Source organism: Enterobacter sp. PGRG2 (genome assembly GCF_030291195.1).
GTDB lineage: Bacteria > Pseudomonadota > Gammaproteobacteria > Enterobacterales > Enterobacteriaceae > Enterobacter_D.
The window spans coordinates 3083856-3100217 of sequence record NZ_CP127837.1 but is presented as its reverse complement, the minus strand read 5'-3'; the positions used below and the strand labels follow the sequence as shown (position 1 = coordinate 3100217).

The window sequence follows — 16362 nt, the reverse complement described above, 5'->3', positions numbered from 1 at the left end:
TGTGATCGGGTGGCGCTATTGTGCGCCGCCCGGCTGGAAATCTCAACGTTGCGGGTTTTGTAGCTGGCAGTTCTCCAGTACCACGCGATCGCGATGATACACGGTGGCGCTGTCGCCCTTCGACCAGAACACATAGATCCCATCGGTGTAACGCGCGCCGGAGGCCGACAGGCCCTGCGTCAGGATAAGCGGTTTGTTATCCAGCACAAAACTCACTTCCTGGCGGGGATGATTCAGCTTCACGGTCAGCGGTTTTTCTTCACACTGATACTCCAGCGTATCGGTGTTCATGCGATCGACAAACTGGTTATAGGTACTACATCCTGCCAGCAGCACTGGCACACATGCGATTAACAGTTTTTTCATTCACCTGTCCCATAGACTTTCCCGGTCTGAGAGGGTTGCACCCTCTCGCTTTACCGCACCAGTCTACCGGCCAGAGGCGTGCCGGGGAGTCAGGAAACTCTGATTATGCCCGCGTGCGGGGTGGATGGCGGGGATTCGCCGGGAATATCGCCCCCAGTACGCTGGCGGCGGACGCGCCGGTCACCGACGGCAGATTGCCCGGTAAGCCCGCCACGGTGCGCCATGCCAGCCAGGCGAAGGCCAGCGCCTCCATGTCGTCACCGCTGATCCCTGCTTCATCAGTGGTGGAGACTTCAATACCCGGCAGCAGCGCGGCCAGCCGCGCCATCAGCAGCGGATTACGACCGCCGCCGCCGCACACCAGCAACCGCTCTGCGCCACCGCTCAGTTGTACCTGTTCGGCAATAGTTATCGCCGTCAGCTCGACCAGTGTGGCCTGCACATCAGCGCCAGCCACGCCGGGGAAATGCGCCAGGTGGCGTTCCAGCCAGCCGTAGTTGAAATACTCCCGCCCGGTGCTTTTCGGCGCGGGGGCGGAAAAATAGGCATCGCGTTGCATATTTTGCAGCAATGGCAGGATCACATTGCCTGCGCTGGCCCACTGTGCGTCTTTATCATAGGGCTTACCTTTTTGCCGCCAGATCCAGGCATCCATCAGCATATTGCCCGGCCCGGTGTCGTAACCGCGCACCGGCTGCCCCGGAAACAGCAACGAGAGATTGGCGATGCCGCCAATGTTCAGCACCATGCGGCGTTCTGTGGGATGCGCGAGCAAGGCGTGATGAAAGGCGGGCACCAGCGGCGCGCCCTGCCCGCCCAGCGCCATATCCCGGCGGCGAAAATCGCCCACGACGGTCACGCCGGTACGGGCGACGATTTGATTGTTGTCACCGATTTGCAGCGTATGCGGCGCTTCGCCTTGCGGCTCGTGCCACACGGTTTGTCCGTGACAGCCAATCGCCACCACATCTTCCGGACGCAGCTGCTCCCGGACCATCAGTGCCTGCACCGCCTCTGCAAAGAGTTTGCCGAGCTGCGTATCCAGCTGCCCGAACTGCGACAGCGTAAGCTGCTGCCCCTGGCAGATGTTCAGGATCGCCTGCTTAAGCGGAACGGGAATGGGCCAGGTCAGGCTCGCCTGCTGCGCCACCATCCGGTCATCAATGGCCGCAAGGACCACGTCCACCCCGTCCAGGCTGGTTCCCGACATAACGCCAATGTAGCGACCTGATTTCATACGCCTTCCTGTTTGCGTGCGGATAAAAGTTAACAGACATAACACTCCACCATAAAGTGACCGCTAATACCATGAAGTCTTATGTCTTTTTGTGTATAGGCGTTATCGCCAGGCGACATTTGACGTTACACTTGTTTCGTTTAGACGAAGTTAAGCGGGCCAAAGGTACAATATTTACCGCGAGCTGGCAGAAGTTGTGTCCTCAATGGCTAAATGCCATATAATTTAGTTATACGGATGCTCACCTGAGCGTTTCTTGTTGGACAGGAGATTCATAAATGATGTTACGTGTAATGGCCGTTTCGCTGATTGGTTTCACTCTTGCAGGTTGCGTGAACAACGATAGCCTTTCAGGAGACGTTTATACGGCATCCGAAGCCAAGCAGGTGCAGAGTGTGACCTACGGTACCGTGGTAAACGTACGTCCGGTGCAGATCCAGGGCGGCGATGATTCTAACGTTATCGGCGCGTTAGGCGGCGCGGTACTGGGTGGTTTCCTGGGTAACACCGTCGGCGGCGGCACAGGCCGTTCACTGGCTACGGCGGCGGGCGCGGTCGCTGGTGGCGTGGCTGGACAGGGCGTGCAGGGTTCCATGAACAAAACCCAGGGCGTGGAGCTGGAAATCCGTAAAGACGACGGCAACAGCATTATCGTGGTGCAGAAACAGGGTAATTCCCGCTTCTCGCCAGGCCAGCGTGTCGCTCTGGCAACCAACGGCGGCCAGGTAACGGCGTCTCCGCGTTAATTTATACGCGGCCAGGTAATAAAAAAGCCCTGCAATGCAGGGCTTTTATCATTAATCACGCGTATGTAATTCAATAATATTTTGCTCAAGCCGGGCGATAAGACTGATAAGCTGCGTCAATTCTTCTTCCGAAATCCCCGACAGTATTTCACCGCGAGTCTTTCTGATCACCGTTTCCATTTCATCTATAATGGGAGTGGCTTTCTCTGTGAGCTTGATACGTTTTGCACGACGGTCACTGGCGCAGGTCTGACGGGATATAAGCCCTTTGTCTTCCAGCTGATCCAGCGTACGCACCAGCGAAGGCTGTTCAATGCCGATCGCTTTTGCCAGTTGAATTTGCGACTGCTCGGGAGGTAACTGGTGAATATTATGCAGCGTTACCCAGTGAGTCTGCGTTAATTCCAGAGGTTTGAGGCGATGGTCAATTAAAGCACGCCAGATGCGCACTAAACGTGCCAGATCAGAACCTAATGGCGATTCCAATTTCATCTCCTTATAATTAGCTTGCTAAGTTATTATACTGATTTTAGAATAGTGTGCAGCATTTATATTGGTAAAACAAATGTAAAGCTTTAACGTATTTTCCTATAGTATTGTTTTTAAAAGCTTGTTAACCAGGCGCTATTGTTACTTTTTTGTATAACCCGGGTTCACCCCCTTCATTTTGCAAAGGATCCCTGCCCGTGACGCTCAGATTCATCACCTCTGGCCTGCCCCTCCAGGATCTGATTGTCGGCGCATCCGTTTATTTCCCACCGTTATTTTATGCCGTCGCGCTTGGTTTCTTTCTCTGGCTGATCGCCCATCGCCTGCTGCGCGGCTGGATCTATGCCGGTGATATCTGGCATCCGCTGCTGATGGATCTCTCTTTATTCGTAATTTCGGTGGCACTGGCTCTGGCCCTGTTGATTGCGTGGACGTCGTTATGAAAACCTTAAAATATTTCTCCACGCTGCTGGTGCTTGCCCTCGCCATCATTGCCGGGATCTGGCTGTGGAATTATTACATGCAGTCGCCCTGGACGCGGGACGGCAAGATCCGCGCCGAACAGGTCAGCGTTACGCCGCAGGTGTCCGGCAGCATCACGACGCTGAACGTGCGGGATAATCAGTTTGTGCATGCCGGCGAGGTGCTGTTCCGCATCGACGAAACGCCCTATCGCATCGCCATTTTAAACGCCGAAGCGCAACTGGCTCGCGCGCAAACGGAACTGGCAAAAGCCAATAACGAAGCCAGCCGCCGCCGACATCTGCCTCATAACTATATTTCCGCCGAAGATCTGGATACCGCCAATATCAATGTCAAAGCCATGCAGGCTGACGTCGCGGCGGCGCAGGCCGAGCTTGCGCAGGCGCAATGGCAGCAACAGCAAACGACGGTCACCTCGCCGGTTGACGGCTGGGTGACCAATCTTTCCGCCCGCGTGGGTAATTACGCCACCGCCGGACAGCCGGTATTCGCGGTAGTGGACAGCCACTCGTTTTATGTCATCGGCTATTTCGAAGAGACCAAACTTCGCCATATCCGCGAGGGAATGCCCGCCAGCGTGGTGCTCTACAGCAGCGATCAAAAGTTACAGGGTCACGTATCCAGTATTGGTCGCGCTATCTACGATCAGAGCGTGGAGAGCGACAGCGGTCTGGTGGCCGATGTGAAACCGAACGTGCCCTGGGTACGACTGGCCCAGCGGGTGCCGGTGCGCATTGAATTCGATGCGCCGCCGCAGGGCCTGACGCTGGTGTCCGGCACCACCTGTACCGTGGCAATCGGACGCTGACGGTGCGGCTGCTTCAGGCGCTGCCGTGGTTTAAGGCCACCCGTGCGCAATGGCGCTATGGCCTGCGCAATGGTATCGCCATGTGTCTGGCGCTCAGCGTCGCCTATACGCTTAATCTCGACGAACCTTACTGGGCGATGACCTCTGCGGCGGTCGTCAGCTTTCCTACCGTCGGCGGGGTGATCAGCAAAAGCCTTGGCCGCATCGCCGGAAGCCTGCTCGGGGCCGTGGCCGCGCTGCTGATCGCCGGTCATACCCTTAACGATCCCTGGCTGTTTTTATTCGCCATGGCGGGCTGGATCGGCTACTGCACCTGGGCCTGCGCGCACTACAGCAATAACGTGGCCTATGCCTTTCAGCTGGCGGGTTATACCGCGGCGATCATCGCCTTTCCGGTGATAAATATCAGCGAAACCGGCGAGCTGTGGGACATCGCCCAGTCGCGGGTCTGCGAGGTGATCGTGGGGATCCTGTCGGGGGGCATGATGATGATGATCCTGCCGAGCGCCCCGGATGGCACGGCGCTGCTCAGCGCGCTGAAAAACAGGCAAGCCCGCCTGCTGGAACACGCCGCCTTACTCTGGCAGCCGGACACCAGCGACGCCATTCGCGCCGCCCATGAAAATGTCATCGGCCAGATCCTCACCCTCAACCTGCTGCGCATTCAGGCGTTCTGGAGCCACTACCGCTTTCGCCAGCAAAACGCCCTGCTCAACTATTTACTGCATCAACAGCTACGCATGACCAGCGTGATCTCAAGCCTGCGGCGTCTGCTGCTGAACTGGCCCGACGCGCCGGCCGCCACCCGTCCAGTGCTGGAACAGCTGCTCGCCGCCCTCGGGCGTCCGGATGCGGATTTTTATGCCGTGGCGCGCATTATCGCCCCGCTTGCGCCGCGGGATGATGCCGATTACCGCCACCGCGCCTTCTGGGACAGGCTGCGCTATTTTTGCCGCTTGCACTTAGCCAGCAGTCGCTGGATCCAGCGGCTGGAACATGCCCGCCCCGTCACCGCTTTCACCGTGCCGCGTGCGCCAGCGCTGGCCCGTCATACCGATAATCTGGAAGCCGTATGGAGCGGACTGCGTACCTTCGTCACCCTGATCGCCATCGGCGCATGGGCCATCGGCGCGCAGTGGGAGGCTGGCGCGTCGGCGCTAACGCTGGCGGCCATCAGCTGCGTGCTCTATTCCGCTGTTGCTTCGCCTTTCAGCTCGCTGACGCTGCTGATGCGCACGCTGCTTTTACTGTCGCTGTTCAGCTTTGCCGTGAAGTTTGGCCTGATGGTGCAAATTTCAGAGCTTTGGCAGTTTTTACTTTTTCTGTTTCCGCTGCTGACCACCATGCAACTGCTGAAGCTGCAAATGGCGAAATACGCCGGTCTCTGGGGGCAATTGATCGTCTTTATGGGATCGTTTATTTCCGTCACCAATCCCCCGGTGTATGACTTCGCGGATTTTCTGAATGACGATCTGGGGAAATTACTCGGCGTGGGCATGGCGTGGCTGGCATTCGCGGTGCTGCGTCCCGGATCGGACGCCCGTAAAAGCCATCGTCATATTCGCGCCCTGCGCCTGCGGTTTATCGATCAGCTAAGCCGTCGGCCGCGCTACCGCGAAAGTGAGTTCGAGTCGCTGGTTTATCATCACGTCAGCCAGCTCAGCCAGAGTAAAGATGCGCAGTCCAGGCGCTGGTTGTTGCGCTGGGGCGTGGTGCTGCTCAACTGTACGCATGTGGTATGGCAGCTGCGCGACTGGGAAACCCGCTCCGATCCGTTATCGAGGGTGCGGGATCGCTGTCTTGCCCTGCTGCGCGGCGTGATGAGTGAAAAAGGCGTGCGGCATGGGTCGCTGGGGGTAACGCTGGAGGAGCTACAGCGCATCTGCGATACGCTGGCCCGGCATCACCAGCCTGCTGCGCGGGAACTGGCCTCCATTGTCTGGCGGCTCTATTGCGCGCTCCTGCAACTTGAACAGGCCCCGGCAGCAGGCGTGGTACCTGCAGAGATTACTTGATGACACCACAGGCGTAACGGGCTCCGCCACCGCCCAGGGGCTCTGGCGAGTCGGACATATTATCGCCGCCAACGTGGATCATCAGCGCTTTGTCTTTCACTTCATCAAGTTTTTTCAGCCGTGGCGCCACCACCGCGTCGGTGGCCTTGCCGTCATTGTTGACCACCAGCACCGGCAGATCGCCGGTATGCCCTTTACCTTCCGGGCCTTCATGCTTGCCGGTGTCGTGCGGATCGAGGTGGCCGCCTGCGGCTTCTGCCGCCACTGCTTTACCGTCTTTTATGGCCGGTTCGCAGGAGCCTTTGGCATGTACATGGAAACCGTGCTCGCCGGGCGGCAGGGCTTTAAGATTGGGGGCAAATTCCAGCCCTTTATCGGTTTCACTGATTTTAACTGTACCAATGGACTGCCCGATGCCCCCGGAGGTGACGAGGTTCATCGTAACTTCCTGGCTGGCAGCCTGCGCGCCTGCGCAGACGGACAGAGCCAGCATCGCGAGACAAAAACGCTTCATATAACCTCCCTTGATCAGATTTACCCCTGAAGTGTAAACCAGGGGTAAGGATCTCACTGGAAAGTCAGGTTATTCCGTGATCAGGGAACGTCGTAGCCCAGCGCGGCTTTGCGGATACGGAACCACTGCTGGCGGCTGAGCTGGATGTTTTCCGCCTCAATAGCAGCCCGTACGCGCTCAATTTTACCGGAGCCGATAATCGGCAGCGGCTGTGACGGCAGACGCAGAACCCACGCATAGACCACCTGCTCAATGCTGGCGGCATTCACTTCCTGGGCGATCTGCGCCAGTTCATCCCGCAGCGGCTGGAAAGCGTCGTCGTTGAACAGACGACCGCCGCCAAGGCAGGACCACGCCATCGGGCGCACGCGCAGTTGCTGGAGCTGATCGAGAGTGCCGTCAAGGATCAGCGGCTGATGCACCGGTGAAATTTCAACCTGGTTGGTGGCGAGGGTAAACGGCAGACGGGACTGCAACAGCGCGAACTGCGCCGGGGTAAAGTTTGACACGCCGAAATGACGCACTTTGCCGCTCTGGTGCAGATGCAGGAAGCCTTCCGCCACGTCATCCGCATCCATCAACGGATCCGGGCGGTGGATCAGCAGCAAATCAAGATGATCGACAGCCAGATTGCGCAGCGACTGTTCGGCGCTGGCGATGATATGACTTTTATCGGTGATGTAATGACCGAGCGCATTTTCCGCGCGGGCGGTGGTGGCGATGCCGCACTTGGACACCACTTCCATGCGGGCGCGCAGATGCGGGGCCAGCTTTAAGGCTTCACCAAAGGCCGCTTCGCACTGATAACCGCCATAAATATCGGCGTGATCGACAGTGGTCACGCCCAGATCGAGATGTTCTTCAATGAAGCTCACCAGCTGGCGCGCAGACATATTCCAGTCCATCAGACGCCAGTAACCCATTACGAAACGTGAAAATTCCGGGCCTTGCGGCGCAAGGGTAATACGCTGAACCATAACCGCTTCCTCTTTAATTAATGTGCTCTGAGTATACGCATATGCACGATTAAAAAAGTGAAGGTTGTTGCGGTTCCTCCGGCGCATCCGGTTTGTTTGCGCGTAATTTACGCAGCAGACGCTGGCGGCACAGGCGCAACACCGTCTGCTTTTGCGTATCACTCATGTTTTGCCAGTTAAAACGTTCGTCCCGCGTTCGCATGCAGCCGCGGCAAAATCCGCGCTCGTCCGTCTGACAAATGCCCCGACACGGACTCTGGATCGGGAAAAACTCAAGTTGCTCTGCCACGCCCGGCCTCCGGTTTAGGGTTTATTACATTGAAGACGCCACCGGAGCATTTCGCAAATCGTCTTGCATTAGACCGAACGGTCTATTACAGTGACGTCATGAACAGACACACTGAACATGATACCCGCGAACATCTGCTGGCCACCGGCGAGCAGTTATGTATGCACCGTGGCTTCACCGGCATGGGATTAAGCGAACTGCTGAAAACGGCGGAAGTGCCCAAGGGTTCGTTTTATCACTATTTCCGCTCGAAAGAAGCCTTCGGCGTCGCGCTGCTGGAGCGTCATTACGCAAATTACCATGCGCGGCTGGCGCAGCATTTTGCCAGCAGTGAAGGTAATTACCGTGACCGCGTGCTGGCCTATTATGAATATACGCTGGAGCAGTTTCGTCAGCAGGGCATTATCAGCGGTTGTCTGACGGTGAAGCTGTCTGCGGAAGTGTGCGATCTGTCAGAGGATATGCGCACCGCCATGAATAATGGCGCAACCCAGGTGATCGCCCTGATTGCGGATGCGCTGGAAAAAGGCCGTGGTGAGCGCAGCCTCGATTTTCCCGGCGATGCGCAGACGCAGGCTCAGGTGCTCTATTCCCTGTGGCTGGGGGCGAATCTGCAGGCCAAGATGTCACGCAGCGCCGTGCCGCTGGAAAGCGCGCTGGCACATGCCCGATTTGTTATCGCAGCGCCTGCACAATAACAGGCGTTTTTATTTCTACTTTTACTAGTCGACCGGTCTATTCAGGAGCAGTTATGTCTAAATCGTTATTTACCCCATTGAAAGTGGGTGCCATTACCGTACCGAACCGTGTATTTATGGCTCCGTTGACGCGCCTGCGCAGCATTGAGCCAGGCGATATTCCGACCCCGCTGATGGGCGAATATTACCGCCAGCGCGCCAGCGCCGGTCTTATCATCAGCGAAGCGACACAGATTTCCGCCCAGGCGAAAGGCTATGCGGGCGCGCCGGGGCTGCACAGCCCGGAGCAGATTGCCGCATGGAAAAAAATCACCGCTGGCGTGCACGCTGAAAATGGCCATATGGCCGTACAGCTGTGGCACACCGGTCGTATCTCCCACACCAGCCTGCAACCGGGCGGTCAGGCGCCGGTCGCGCCCTCTGCCATCGCAGCGGGTACCCGTACTTCCCTGCGTGATGCCAATGGCAACGCCATCCGCGAAGAAACCTCCGTGCCGCGCGCGCTGGAAATCGATGAAATTCCGGGCATCGTGAACGATTTCCGCCAGGCTGTCGCCAACGCCCGCGAAGCCGGTTTTGATCTGGTCGAACTGCATGCCGCCCACGGTTACCTGCTGCACCAGTTCCTGTCCCCTTCCGCTAACCAGCGTACCGATGAGTACGGCGGCAGCGTGGAAAACCGCGCCCGTCTGGTGCTGGAAGTGGTGGATGCGGTCTGTAACGAGTGGGGCGCAGATCGCATTGGTATTCGCGTCTCGCCAATCGGTACCTTCCAGAACACCGACAATGGCCCTAACGAAGAAGCCGATGCGCTGTACCTGATCGAAGAGCTGGCCCGTCGCGGCATCGCTTACCTGCACATGTCTGAGCCAGACTGGGCGGGTGGCGCGCCTTATACCGAAGCCTTCCGTGAAAAAGTGCGCGCCCGTTTCCATGGCCCGATTATCGGCGCCGGGGCTTATACGCCGGAGAAAGCCGAAGATCTGATCGGCAAAGGGCTGATCGATGCGGTGGCCTTTGGTCGTGACTATATCGCCAACCCGGATCTGGTTGAGCGCCTGGAGCGCAAAGCGGAACTGAACCCGCAGCGCCCGGAAAGCTTCTACGGCGGCGGCGCGGAAGGTTACACCGACTACCCTACTCTGTGATCCGTTGATTGATAGCGGCGACACTCCGCCGCTATACTGCATAAAGCTTTACGACCGGAACGCAAAACAACTGATTAAGAGGATATTATGCGCTTACTTCACACCATGCTGCGTGTTGGCGATCTGCAACGCTCCATCGACTTCTACACCAACGTGCTGGGCATGACGCTGCTGCGTACCAGTGAAAATACCGAATACAAATACTCGCTGGCATTTGTGGGCTACGGCCCGGAAAGCGACGAAGCGGTTATCGAACTGACCTATAACTGGGGCGTCGACAGCTATGAGCTGGGCACCGCTTACGGTCATATCGCGCTGGAAGTGGATAACGCGGCTGAAGCCTGCGAACGTATCCGTCAGAATGGCGGCAATGTCACCCGTGAAGCTGGCCCGGTTAAAGGCGGCACCACGGTTATCGCCTTCGTTGAAGATCCGGACGGTTATAAAATCGAACTGATCGAAGCCAAAGACGCCGGTCGCGGTCTGGGCAACTGATCCCCCACGGGCGCGCCGCGCCCGTTCTTTCTGCGCGGTATAATCCTTGCGTAAAATTTGCCATAATGCGCGCTGCAATTTTCCGTCTTAAGAGATCCTGATGTCCGATAACGCTCAACTCACCGGTCTGTGCGGCCGTTTTCGTGGTTTTTACCCTGTTGTTATTGATGTGGAAACCGCCGGGTTTAACGCCAAAACCGATGCGCTGCTCGAAGTTGCCGCCATTACCTTAAAAATGGATGATGAGGGCTGGCTGATGCCGGACAGCACGCTGCATTTTCACGTTGAGCCGTTCGAAGGGGCAAATCTGCAGCCTGAAGCGCTGGCGTTCAACGGTATCGATCCTGCTAACCCGCTGCGCGGGGCGATCAGTGAGCACGATGCGCTGCATGCGATTTTCAAAATGGTGCGCAAAGGCATTAAAGACAGCGGCTGTAGCCGCGCGATCATGGTGGCCCACAATGCGACCTTCGATCACAGCTTTATGATGGCCGCCGCCGCGCGCGCCTCGCTGAAACGCAACCCTTTCCATCCGTTTGTCACCTTTGACACCGCCTCACTGAGCGGTCTGGCGCTGGGACAGACGGTACTTTCCAAAGCCTGCGCCGCCGCCGGTCTGGATTTCGACAGCACCCAGGCCCACTCTGCCCTTTATGATACTGAGCAAACCGCCCTGCTGTTCTGCGAGATCGTTAACCGCTGGAAGCGGCTGGGCGGCTGGCCGATAGCGATGCCTGGCGACGAAAATCAGCCATAAAAAAAAGCACCCGAGGGTGCTTTTTTATTGCCTGCGCTTATTCAGCGCCCGGCTCTTCGGTTTTGTACTTCGCGGCGGTTTCTTTGATCAGCGGCTGAAGTTCTCCGCGCTGGTACATCTCAATGATGATGTCGCAGCCGCCTACCAGCTCGCCATCCACCCACAGCTGCGGGAAGGTCGGCCAGTTGGCGTATTTCGGCAGCTCGGCGCGGATGTCCGGGTTCTGCAGAATATCAACATAAGCAAAGCGTTCGCCACAGGCGGAAAGCGCCTGAACTGCCTGGGCAGAGAAGCCGCAGCTTGGCAGCTTAGGGGAACCTTTCATGTACAGCAGGATCGGGTTTTCAGCGATTTGACGCTGGATTTTTTCGATGGTCTCGCTCATTGTCTTGCTTCCTTAACTTCTTCTACGACAGTCGTCTTATTGTAGCGGTTCAGACAACCCACGGAAAATAACATTTTGTTCACCACGCGTTATATTATCGTCTGTCGGATAAAGATGCCTTAAGAATATCAGTTTGAGCGAAACGATTCGCTCATGCCTTAACCGTTTCCTTCCCTGAATTGCTGCTTTTTTTTGCGCTTGTTAACGAAACAGCGCAAGGATGCAAAAAGGCTCTTACCTTTTTAGCATTTTATGCTTTAGAATCGACGAGTTTTGAAAATCACACGCACGCATGATTTCATGCCTGCCCGAATCAGGGGATTGCTCAGTGGCGCGGATAAATAAAGTCTCGATCACGCTCTGTGCTTTGGTTTTTGCTTCGCTGACGTTTGCGCCATTAAGCCAGGCGTCTGAACAGGCGCGGCCCTCTGCCGTGCAAAAAACGCATCTGGCGAAAACCAGCGACCGTAAGAAGCAAAGCACGACCCAAAAGACAACAAAGAAAAGCAGTGGCAGCAGTAAAAAAATAGCTAAAAAAGCATCCAGCAGTTCCGCCAGTCAAAAAACCTCCAGCAGAACAAAACGCGTCTCATCCGGCACCAAAACGAGCAGCCTCGCCTCACGCAAAAGCAAATCCAGCCCGGGGAAAATTGCCGCCGTTACCTTTACGGAAAAGTGCACTACCCGTAAAGGCCGCAAGCAGCACTGCGTGAAAGTGAAAAACAGCAAGCCGGTTACCCTGGCAGACGCGCATAAAGTGCGCATTAAAAAGGCCCAGACGGCGGCGTTATCGACATTAATGAATCAGATCGGCAAACCCTATCACTGGGGCGGCACCTCGCCGCGTACCGGCTTCGATTGCAGCGGGCTGGTGTATTACGCCTATAAAGATCTGGTGAAGTTCCGCATCCCGCGCACCGCCAATGAAATGTATCACCTGCGTGATGCCTCGCCGGTCAACCCGGGCGAGCTGGAACGGGGCGATCTGGTGTTCTTCCGCACGCAGGGTCGCGGCACCGCCGATCACGTGGGCGTCTACGTTGGCAATGGCAAATTCATCCAGTCGCCGCGCAGTGGTCAGGATATTCAAATCACTTCCCTTAGCGAAGATTACTGGCAGCGTCATTATGTGGGCGCGCGCCGGGTGATGACGCCGAAAAACGTCCGCTAAAAAAAACACCCTGCCGGACTGGCAGGGTGTTTTTCTTTTTTACTCAGTAACGATCAGTTCGCCACGCATTCCCGGCGGGCATCGGCGCGCCCGGAAAACAGCACCAGCAGCAACGCCAGCGCCGCAATAACCGCGCCCATCACCGGCACGACGGCGTAGCCTAATCCTGCGGAGATCACCGCGCCGCCCGCCGCCGCGCCCAGCGCATTGCCGAGGTTAAAAGCGCCGATATTCACGGACGAAGACAGCCCCGGCGCTTCATGAGCGACACGCATTACGCGCATCTGCAATGGCGGCACCACCGCGAACGTTGCGGCACCCCACACTACCATTGCCACGGCCGCGCCGATGTCGCTTTTCACCAGTAGCGGGATCGCCAGCATGATCACCATCAGCAGCAACAGAAAGCCTTTCAGCGTGCCGCTGACGGAACGATCGGCAAACTTGCCGCCCAGGTAATTGCCCAGCGAGAAGCCCACGCCGATCAGCACCAGCATCGCGGTGACAAAGAACGGCGTGGCGTGATTCAGCTCCTGCAACACCGGCGAGATATAGGTATAAAGCGTAAACATCGCCCCGGCGCCCAGCACGGTGGTCAGCAACGCTGACAGCACCTGCGGGCGCATCAGCACCGACAGTTCCTTGCGCACATTCGGCCGCACACCTGCACTCCCCTTCGGCAGGGAGATGAACAGGCTGATCATCGCCACCACGCCCAGACCCGCGGTGGCGAGGAAGGACATCCGCCAGCCGATGGTTTCCCCAAGCCAGGTTGCCGCAGGCACGCCGCCGATATTGGCGATGGTCAGTCCCATAAACATGGTCGCCACGGCGCTGGCCTGTTTGTGTTTCGGCACCACGCTGGCCGCCACAACTGATCCCAGGCCAAAGAAGGCGCCGTGGTTAAGACTGGTGATAATGCGCGACAGCAGCAGCGTGGTGTAATCCGGCGCAATGGCCGACAGTACATTACCGAGGGTGAAAATCGCCATCAGGAAGATCAGCGCGTTACGACGGGCGCGATGCGACAGCAGCAGCGTCATCAGGGGAGCGCCCACCATCACGCCGATCGCATAGGCGCTGATCAGCATGCCGGCGGCAGGGATCGAGACGTCAACGCCACGGGCGATAACCGGCAGCAATCCCATGGGTGAAAATTCAGTCGTACCTATCCCGAAAGCCCCGATTGCCAGTGACAGCAGGGGAAAATTTATCTTCATTATTACATGACTCCAGTAATGCGATGGCGTACAGAGCGCCTCGCGGTGAAGTCAAAAGCATGACATTAATCACAAAAAAACAGAAGTTAATGAAGTGACAAAAGATTATTGCAAATTTGATAACAATCGGCGGGAATGAAAAAGAGAGGGAGAGCGCTCTCCCTGCTCTGGATCAATTAAAAGCGGCAGTCATTGCACCAGCAACGATCAGGCTGAGCACGATTACGGTAGTAAACAGCGAATACTTCAGATTGCTATCCATCATTTTTTTTCCTTTGTTAACCCCCACAAAAAGTGAGATTGTTCATTTTTGCACAGTTAAACGCAAAAATCTTCTCTGTTTTAGATTGATAACCATTTTTAGGCTTCCCCTTTTCATCAAGATCAGCCAGAATTCCACGCTAAATTTATTCGCGTACCGGCCACTGACCCCTCCTGACGTCCTGTGTTGTTTTCCCGGCGTATCGCAACCTGAAAAAGTTGTGCGAAGGGTTAATAAAGGCAAACGTTTACCTGTAGAAGTATCAGGAGTTTAAGATATGGTCTGGAGTGAGATCTAATGGCAACAATTAAAGATGTAGCGAAACGCGCAAACGTTTCCACTACAACCGTATCACATGTTATTAACAAAACCCGTTTTGTTGCGGAAGAAACGCGCAACGCGGTGTGGGCAGCCATCAAAGAGCTGCATTACTCCCCCAGCGCAGTGGCGCGCAGTCTGAAGGTTAACCATACCAAGTCGATTGGCTTGCTGGCGACCAGCAGCGAAGCGCCCTACTTTGCCGAAATCATTGAAGCGGTTGAGAAAAACTGCTTCCAGAAGGGCTATACCCTGATCCTCGGCAACGCCTGGAACAACCTGGAAAAGCAGCGCGCTTATTTGTCGATGATGGCGCAAAAGCGCGTCGACGGCCTGATGGTGATGTGTTCTGAATACCCGGACCCGCTGTTGCGCATGCTGGAAGAGTACCGTCATATCCCGATGGTGGTGATGGACTGGGGCGAAGCGAAAGCGGACTTTACCGATTCGGTGATCGATAACGCTTTTGAAGGCGGCTATATGGCGGGCCGTTATCTGATCGAACGTGGCCACCGTGAAATCGGCGTCATTCCGGGCCCGCTTGAGCGTAACACCGGCGCGGGCCGTCTGGCGGGCTTTATGAAAGCGATGGAAGAAGCGCTGATTAAGGTGCCCGAAAACTGGATCGTGCAGGGCGACTTTGAGCCGGAATCCGGCTACCGCGCCATGCAGCAGATCCTCTCCCAGCCGCATCGTCCGACCGCAGTCTTCTGCGGCGGCGACGTGATGGCGATGGGCGCGCTCTGCGGAGCTGATGAAATGGGTCTGCGCGTGCCGCAGGACGTGTCGCTGATTGGTTATGACAACGTGCGCAACGCCCGTTTCTTCACCCCGGCGCTGACCACCATTCACCAGCCGAAAGATTCGCTGGGCGAAACGGCCTTCAATATGCTGATGGACAGGATCGTCAGCAAGCGTGAAGAGTCGCAGTCCATTGAGGTGCACCCGCGTCTCATAGAACGCCGCTCGGTCGCCGACGGCCCGTTCCGCGACTACCGCCGTTAAGCCTGCCGGGAGCCAGTCACTCTGGCTCCCGCAACCACTCTTTATTCAGCGTCTCGCTGTCCCCTAAATAATCGAGCAGCCAGCTTAAGGCGGGCGAATTGTCCTTTTGCTGCCACGTCAGGCAACAGGCGGCGTCCGGGAAGGGGTTTTCAAGCGGCAGCGCCACCCACTCTCCGCGATCAAGCCAGGGCCTGGCAAAATGCGCCGGTACCATGCCGATGCACAATCCCGCCGACAGACAGGCCGCCGAGGATTCCCAGTCGGGCGCGACGATGCGCCGCTGGTTATCCAGCAGCCAGGTAATACGCTTGGGCAGCGAGCGGGAGGTGTCCTCGCGCACCAGCGACGGCCAGTTGCGCAAGGTGTCATCGCTCAGCGGCCCGTCCATCGCCGCCAGCGGGTGTTCACGGGATACCACGCACTTCCAGCTCAATTTCCCCATATCCCGGAAGGCGTAGCGCCCACCCACCGGCACCGCCTGGGTCGCGCCGATCGCCAGCTCCACGCGGCCATCCGCCAGCGCGTCCCACACGCCGTTGAACACTTCCTGAAAGACGATCAGCTCCACATCCTGAAAGTGGCGGTAGAAATCGACAATCATTTGCCTGCTGCGTTCGGGCTTAACGATATTGTCCACCGCGATGGATAACTGCCCCCGCCAGCCGTTGGCGATCTGCTGACACTGCTGACGGGTGATCTGCATTTTTTTGATAACAGATCGTCCTTCCTTTAAAAACCAGCGTCCGGCGGGGGTAAGCACCACGTCACGGTGACGGCGCTCAAACAGCGGTACCGCCAGCCACTCTTCCAGTTGCCGCACCGTATAGCTAACCGCCGATGGGACCCGGTGGAGTTCCTGCGCCGCGGCGCTGAAGCTGCCGGTTCGTGCCACCGCATCAACCACTTCCAGTGAATATTCTGACCACATGTTCTGCCTGCAAATTTTTTGAATGCAATGTGCAAATATTAGCGTTTCACA

20 protein-coding genes are annotated in these 16362 nt (G+C 57.0%); 10 read left to right on the top strand and 10 right to left on the bottom strand.

All coding sequences use genetic code 11. The features are described from left to right. Positions 1–42: 42 nt before the first annotated feature. Positions 43–366, bottom strand: coding sequence for a C-type lysozyme inhibitor (mliC, locus tag QRD42_RS13820; RefSeq protein ID WP_072568316.1), 324 nt, complete (start codon positions 364–366; stop codon positions 43–45). A gap of 103 nt (positions 367–469) precedes the next feature. Further along, on the bottom strand, positions 470–1603 hold the full coding sequence (anmK, locus tag QRD42_RS13815; RefSeq protein WP_318363082.1) for an anhydro-N-acetylmuramic acid kinase: 1134 nt from the start codon (positions 1601–1603) through the stop codon (positions 470–472). Between the two features lie 278 nt (positions 1604–1881). Here anmK and slyB point away from each other — a divergent pair, with 278 nt between their 5' ends. Further along, positions 1882–2349, top strand: coding sequence for an outer membrane lipoprotein SlyB (slyB, locus tag QRD42_RS13810; protein ID WP_072568314.1), 468 nt, complete (start codon positions 1882–1884; stop codon positions 2347–2349). Positions 2350–2400: 51 nt separating this feature from the next. On the opposite strand, the gene slyA is transcribed toward slyB, so the two are convergent. Next, entirely contained in the window at positions 2401–2841 is a 441-nt protein-coding gene (slyA, locus tag QRD42_RS13805) for a transcriptional regulator SlyA (RefSeq protein WP_072568313.1), read from the bottom strand. 194 nt (positions 2842–3035) lie between these two features. Here slyA and QRD42_RS13800 point away from each other — a divergent pair, with 194 nt between their 5' ends. The 3 genes from QRD42_RS13800 to QRD42_RS13790 are packed head-to-tail and all read left to right on the top strand — an operon-like array spanning position 3036 to position 6144. Continuing rightward, on the top strand, positions 3036–3281 hold the full coding sequence (locus QRD42_RS13800; RefSeq protein WP_321987385.1) for a DUF1656 domain-containing protein: 246 nt from the start codon (positions 3036–3038) through the stop codon (positions 3279–3281). Then, the gene (locus tag QRD42_RS13795; RefSeq protein ID WP_321987384.1) at positions 3278–4129 is read left to right on the top strand and encodes an HlyD family secretion protein; all 852 of its coding nucleotides are present in this window, start codon (positions 3278–3280) and stop codon (positions 4127–4129) included. The genes QRD42_RS13800 and QRD42_RS13795 overlap by 4 nt, the downstream gene beginning before the upstream one ends. A 2-nt stretch (positions 4130–4131) precedes the next feature. Further along, positions 4132–6144, top strand: a complete 2013-nt coding sequence (locus QRD42_RS13790; RefSeq protein WP_321987383.1) for an FUSC family protein — start codon at positions 4132–4134, stop codon at positions 6142–6144. Here the strand turns inward: QRD42_RS13790 and sodC are convergent. The 3 genes from sodC to QRD42_RS13775 form a co-directional block, all read right to left on the bottom strand. Next, positions 6137–6658 (bottom strand): superoxide dismutase [Cu-Zn] SodC, encoded by a 522-nt coding sequence (sodC, locus tag QRD42_RS13785; RefSeq protein ID WP_072568309.1) that lies wholly within the window; start codon positions 6656–6658, stop codon positions 6137–6139. The two genes, QRD42_RS13790 and sodC, sit on opposite strands and share 8 nt — an antisense overlap. A gap of 80 nt (positions 6659–6738) precedes the next feature. After that, positions 6739–7635 carry an aldo/keto reductase gene (locus tag QRD42_RS13780; protein ID WP_321987382.1) on the bottom strand — a complete coding sequence of 299 codons (897 nt, stop codon included), beginning with the start codon at positions 7633–7635 and terminating at the stop codon, positions 6739–6741. A gap of 49 nt (positions 7636–7684) precedes the next feature. Beyond that, positions 7685–7924, bottom strand: a complete 240-nt coding sequence (locus tag QRD42_RS13775; protein WP_318373261.1) for a DUF1289 domain-containing protein — start codon at positions 7922–7924, stop codon at positions 7685–7687. 98 nt (positions 7925–8022) lie between these two features. Here QRD42_RS13775 and QRD42_RS13770 point away from each other — a divergent pair, with 98 nt between their 5' ends. The 4 genes from QRD42_RS13770 to rnt all read left to right on the top strand — a co-directional run bounded on the left by QRD42_RS13770 (position 8023) and on the right by rnt (position 11022). Next, entirely contained in the window at positions 8023–8622 is a 600-nt protein-coding gene (locus QRD42_RS13770) for a TetR/AcrR family transcriptional regulator (RefSeq protein ID WP_072568306.1), read from the top strand. A 53-nt stretch (positions 8623–8675) separates the two neighbouring features. After that, complete coding sequence (locus tag QRD42_RS13765) at positions 8676–9770, top strand: alkene reductase (protein WP_321987381.1); 1095 nt, start codon at positions 8676–8678, stop codon at positions 9768–9770. A gap of 87 nt (positions 9771–9857) precedes the next feature. After that, a complete protein-coding gene (gene gloA / locus QRD42_RS13760; RefSeq protein WP_072568304.1) occupies positions 9858–10265 on the top strand; it encodes a lactoylglutathione lyase in 408 nt (135 codons plus the stop codon). 100 nt (positions 10266–10365) lie between these two features. Continuing rightward, entirely contained in the window at positions 10366–11022 is a 657-nt protein-coding gene (rnt, locus tag QRD42_RS13755) for a ribonuclease T (protein WP_321987380.1), read from the top strand. Between the two features lie 37 nt (positions 11023–11059). Here rnt and grxD read toward each other — a convergent pair whose 3' ends face one another. Next, positions 11060–11407: a monothiol glutaredoxin 4 gene (gene grxD / locus QRD42_RS13750; protein ID WP_072568302.1), complete on the bottom strand. Its 348-nt coding sequence runs from the start codon at positions 11405–11407 to the stop codon at positions 11060–11062. 328 nt (positions 11408–11735) lie between these two features. Here grxD and QRD42_RS13745 point away from each other — a divergent pair, with 328 nt between their 5' ends. Beyond that, the gene (locus tag QRD42_RS13745; RefSeq protein ID WP_318373258.1) at positions 11736–12578 is read left to right on the top strand and encodes a C40 family peptidase; all 843 of its coding nucleotides are present in this window, start codon (positions 11736–11738) and stop codon (positions 12576–12578) included. A gap of 53 nt (positions 12579–12631) precedes the next feature. On the opposite strand, the gene QRD42_RS13740 is transcribed toward QRD42_RS13745, so the two are convergent. After that, a complete protein-coding gene (locus QRD42_RS13740; protein WP_321987379.1) occupies positions 12632–13798 on the bottom strand; it encodes an MFS transporter in 1167 nt (388 codons plus the stop codon). Between the two features lie 172 nt (positions 13799–13970). Beyond that, positions 13971–14063 (bottom strand): YnhF family membrane protein, encoded by a 93-nt coding sequence (locus tag QRD42_RS13735; RefSeq protein WP_199775924.1) that lies wholly within the window; start codon positions 14061–14063, stop codon positions 13971–13973. 294 nt (positions 14064–14357) lie between these two features. Between QRD42_RS13735 and purR the strand changes: the two genes are divergently transcribed. Then, entirely contained in the window at positions 14358–15383 is a 1026-nt protein-coding gene (gene purR, locus QRD42_RS13730) for an HTH-type transcriptional repressor PurR (RefSeq protein ID WP_072568299.1), read from the top strand. A 16-nt stretch (positions 15384–15399) separates the two neighbouring features. Here the strand turns inward: purR and punR are convergent, their stop codons facing one another. Beyond that, positions 15400–16311 carry a DNA-binding transcriptional activator PunR gene (punR, locus tag QRD42_RS13725; RefSeq protein WP_072568298.1) on the bottom strand — a complete coding sequence of 304 codons (912 nt, stop codon included), beginning with the start codon at positions 16309–16311 and terminating at the stop codon, positions 15400–15402. Between the last annotated feature and the right edge of the window lie 51 nt (positions 16312–16362).

What these genes read in the sequence shown, in the direction of transcription:
- QRD42_RS13735 (WP_199775924.1), bottom strand. Translation starts at nt 14,063, where the DNA reads ATGATGGATAGCAATCTGAAGTATTCGCTGTTTACTACCGTAATCGTG.
- grxD (WP_072568302.1), bottom strand. Translation starts at nt 11,407, where the DNA reads ATGAGCGAGACCATCGAAAAAATCCAGCGTCAAATCGCTGAAAACCCG.
- sodC (WP_072568309.1), bottom strand. Translation starts at nt 6,658, where the DNA reads ATGAAGCGTTTTTGTCTCGCGATGCTGGCTCTGTCCGTCTGCGCAGGC.
- QRD42_RS13765 (WP_321987381.1), top strand. Translation starts at nt 8,676, where the DNA reads ATGTCTAAATCGTTATTTACCCCATTGAAAGTGGGTGCCATTACCGTA.
- punR (WP_072568298.1), bottom strand. Translation starts at nt 16,311, where the DNA reads ATGTGGTCAGAATATTCACTGGAAGTGGTTGATGCGGTGGCACGAACC.
- mliC (WP_072568316.1), bottom strand. Translation starts at nt 366, where the DNA reads ATGAAAAAACTGTTAATCGCATGTGTGCCAGTGCTGCTGGCAGGATGT.
- gloA (WP_072568304.1), top strand. Translation starts at nt 9,858, where the DNA reads ATGCGCTTACTTCACACCATGCTGCGTGTTGGCGATCTGCAACGCTCC.
- slyB (WP_072568314.1), top strand. Translation starts at nt 1,882, where the DNA reads ATGATGTTACGTGTAATGGCCGTTTCGCTGATTGGTTTCACTCTTGCA.
- anmK (WP_318363082.1), bottom strand. Translation starts at nt 1,603, where the DNA reads ATGAAATCAGGTCGCTACATTGGCGTTATGTCGGGAACCAGCCTGGAC.
- QRD42_RS13780 (WP_321987382.1), bottom strand. Translation starts at nt 7,635, where the DNA reads ATGGTTCAGCGTATTACCCTTGCGCCGCAAGGCCCGGAATTTTCACGT.
- slyA (WP_072568313.1), bottom strand. Translation starts at nt 2,841, where the DNA reads ATGAAATTGGAATCGCCATTAGGTTCTGATCTGGCACGTTTAGTGCGC.
- purR (WP_072568299.1), top strand. Translation starts at nt 14,358, where the DNA reads ATGGCAACAATTAAAGATGTAGCGAAACGCGCAAACGTTTCCACTACA.
- rnt (WP_321987380.1), top strand. Translation starts at nt 10,366, where the DNA reads ATGTCCGATAACGCTCAACTCACCGGTCTGTGCGGCCGTTTTCGTGGT.
- QRD42_RS13795 (WP_321987384.1), top strand. Translation starts at nt 3,278, where the DNA reads ATGAAAACCTTAAAATATTTCTCCACGCTGCTGGTGCTTGCCCTCGCC.
- QRD42_RS13740 (WP_321987379.1), bottom strand. Translation starts at nt 13,798, where the DNA reads ATGAAGATAAATTTTCCCCTGCTGTCACTGGCAATCGGGGCTTTCGGG.
- QRD42_RS13770 (WP_072568306.1), top strand. Translation starts at nt 8,023, where the DNA reads ATGAACAGACACACTGAACATGATACCCGCGAACATCTGCTGGCCACC.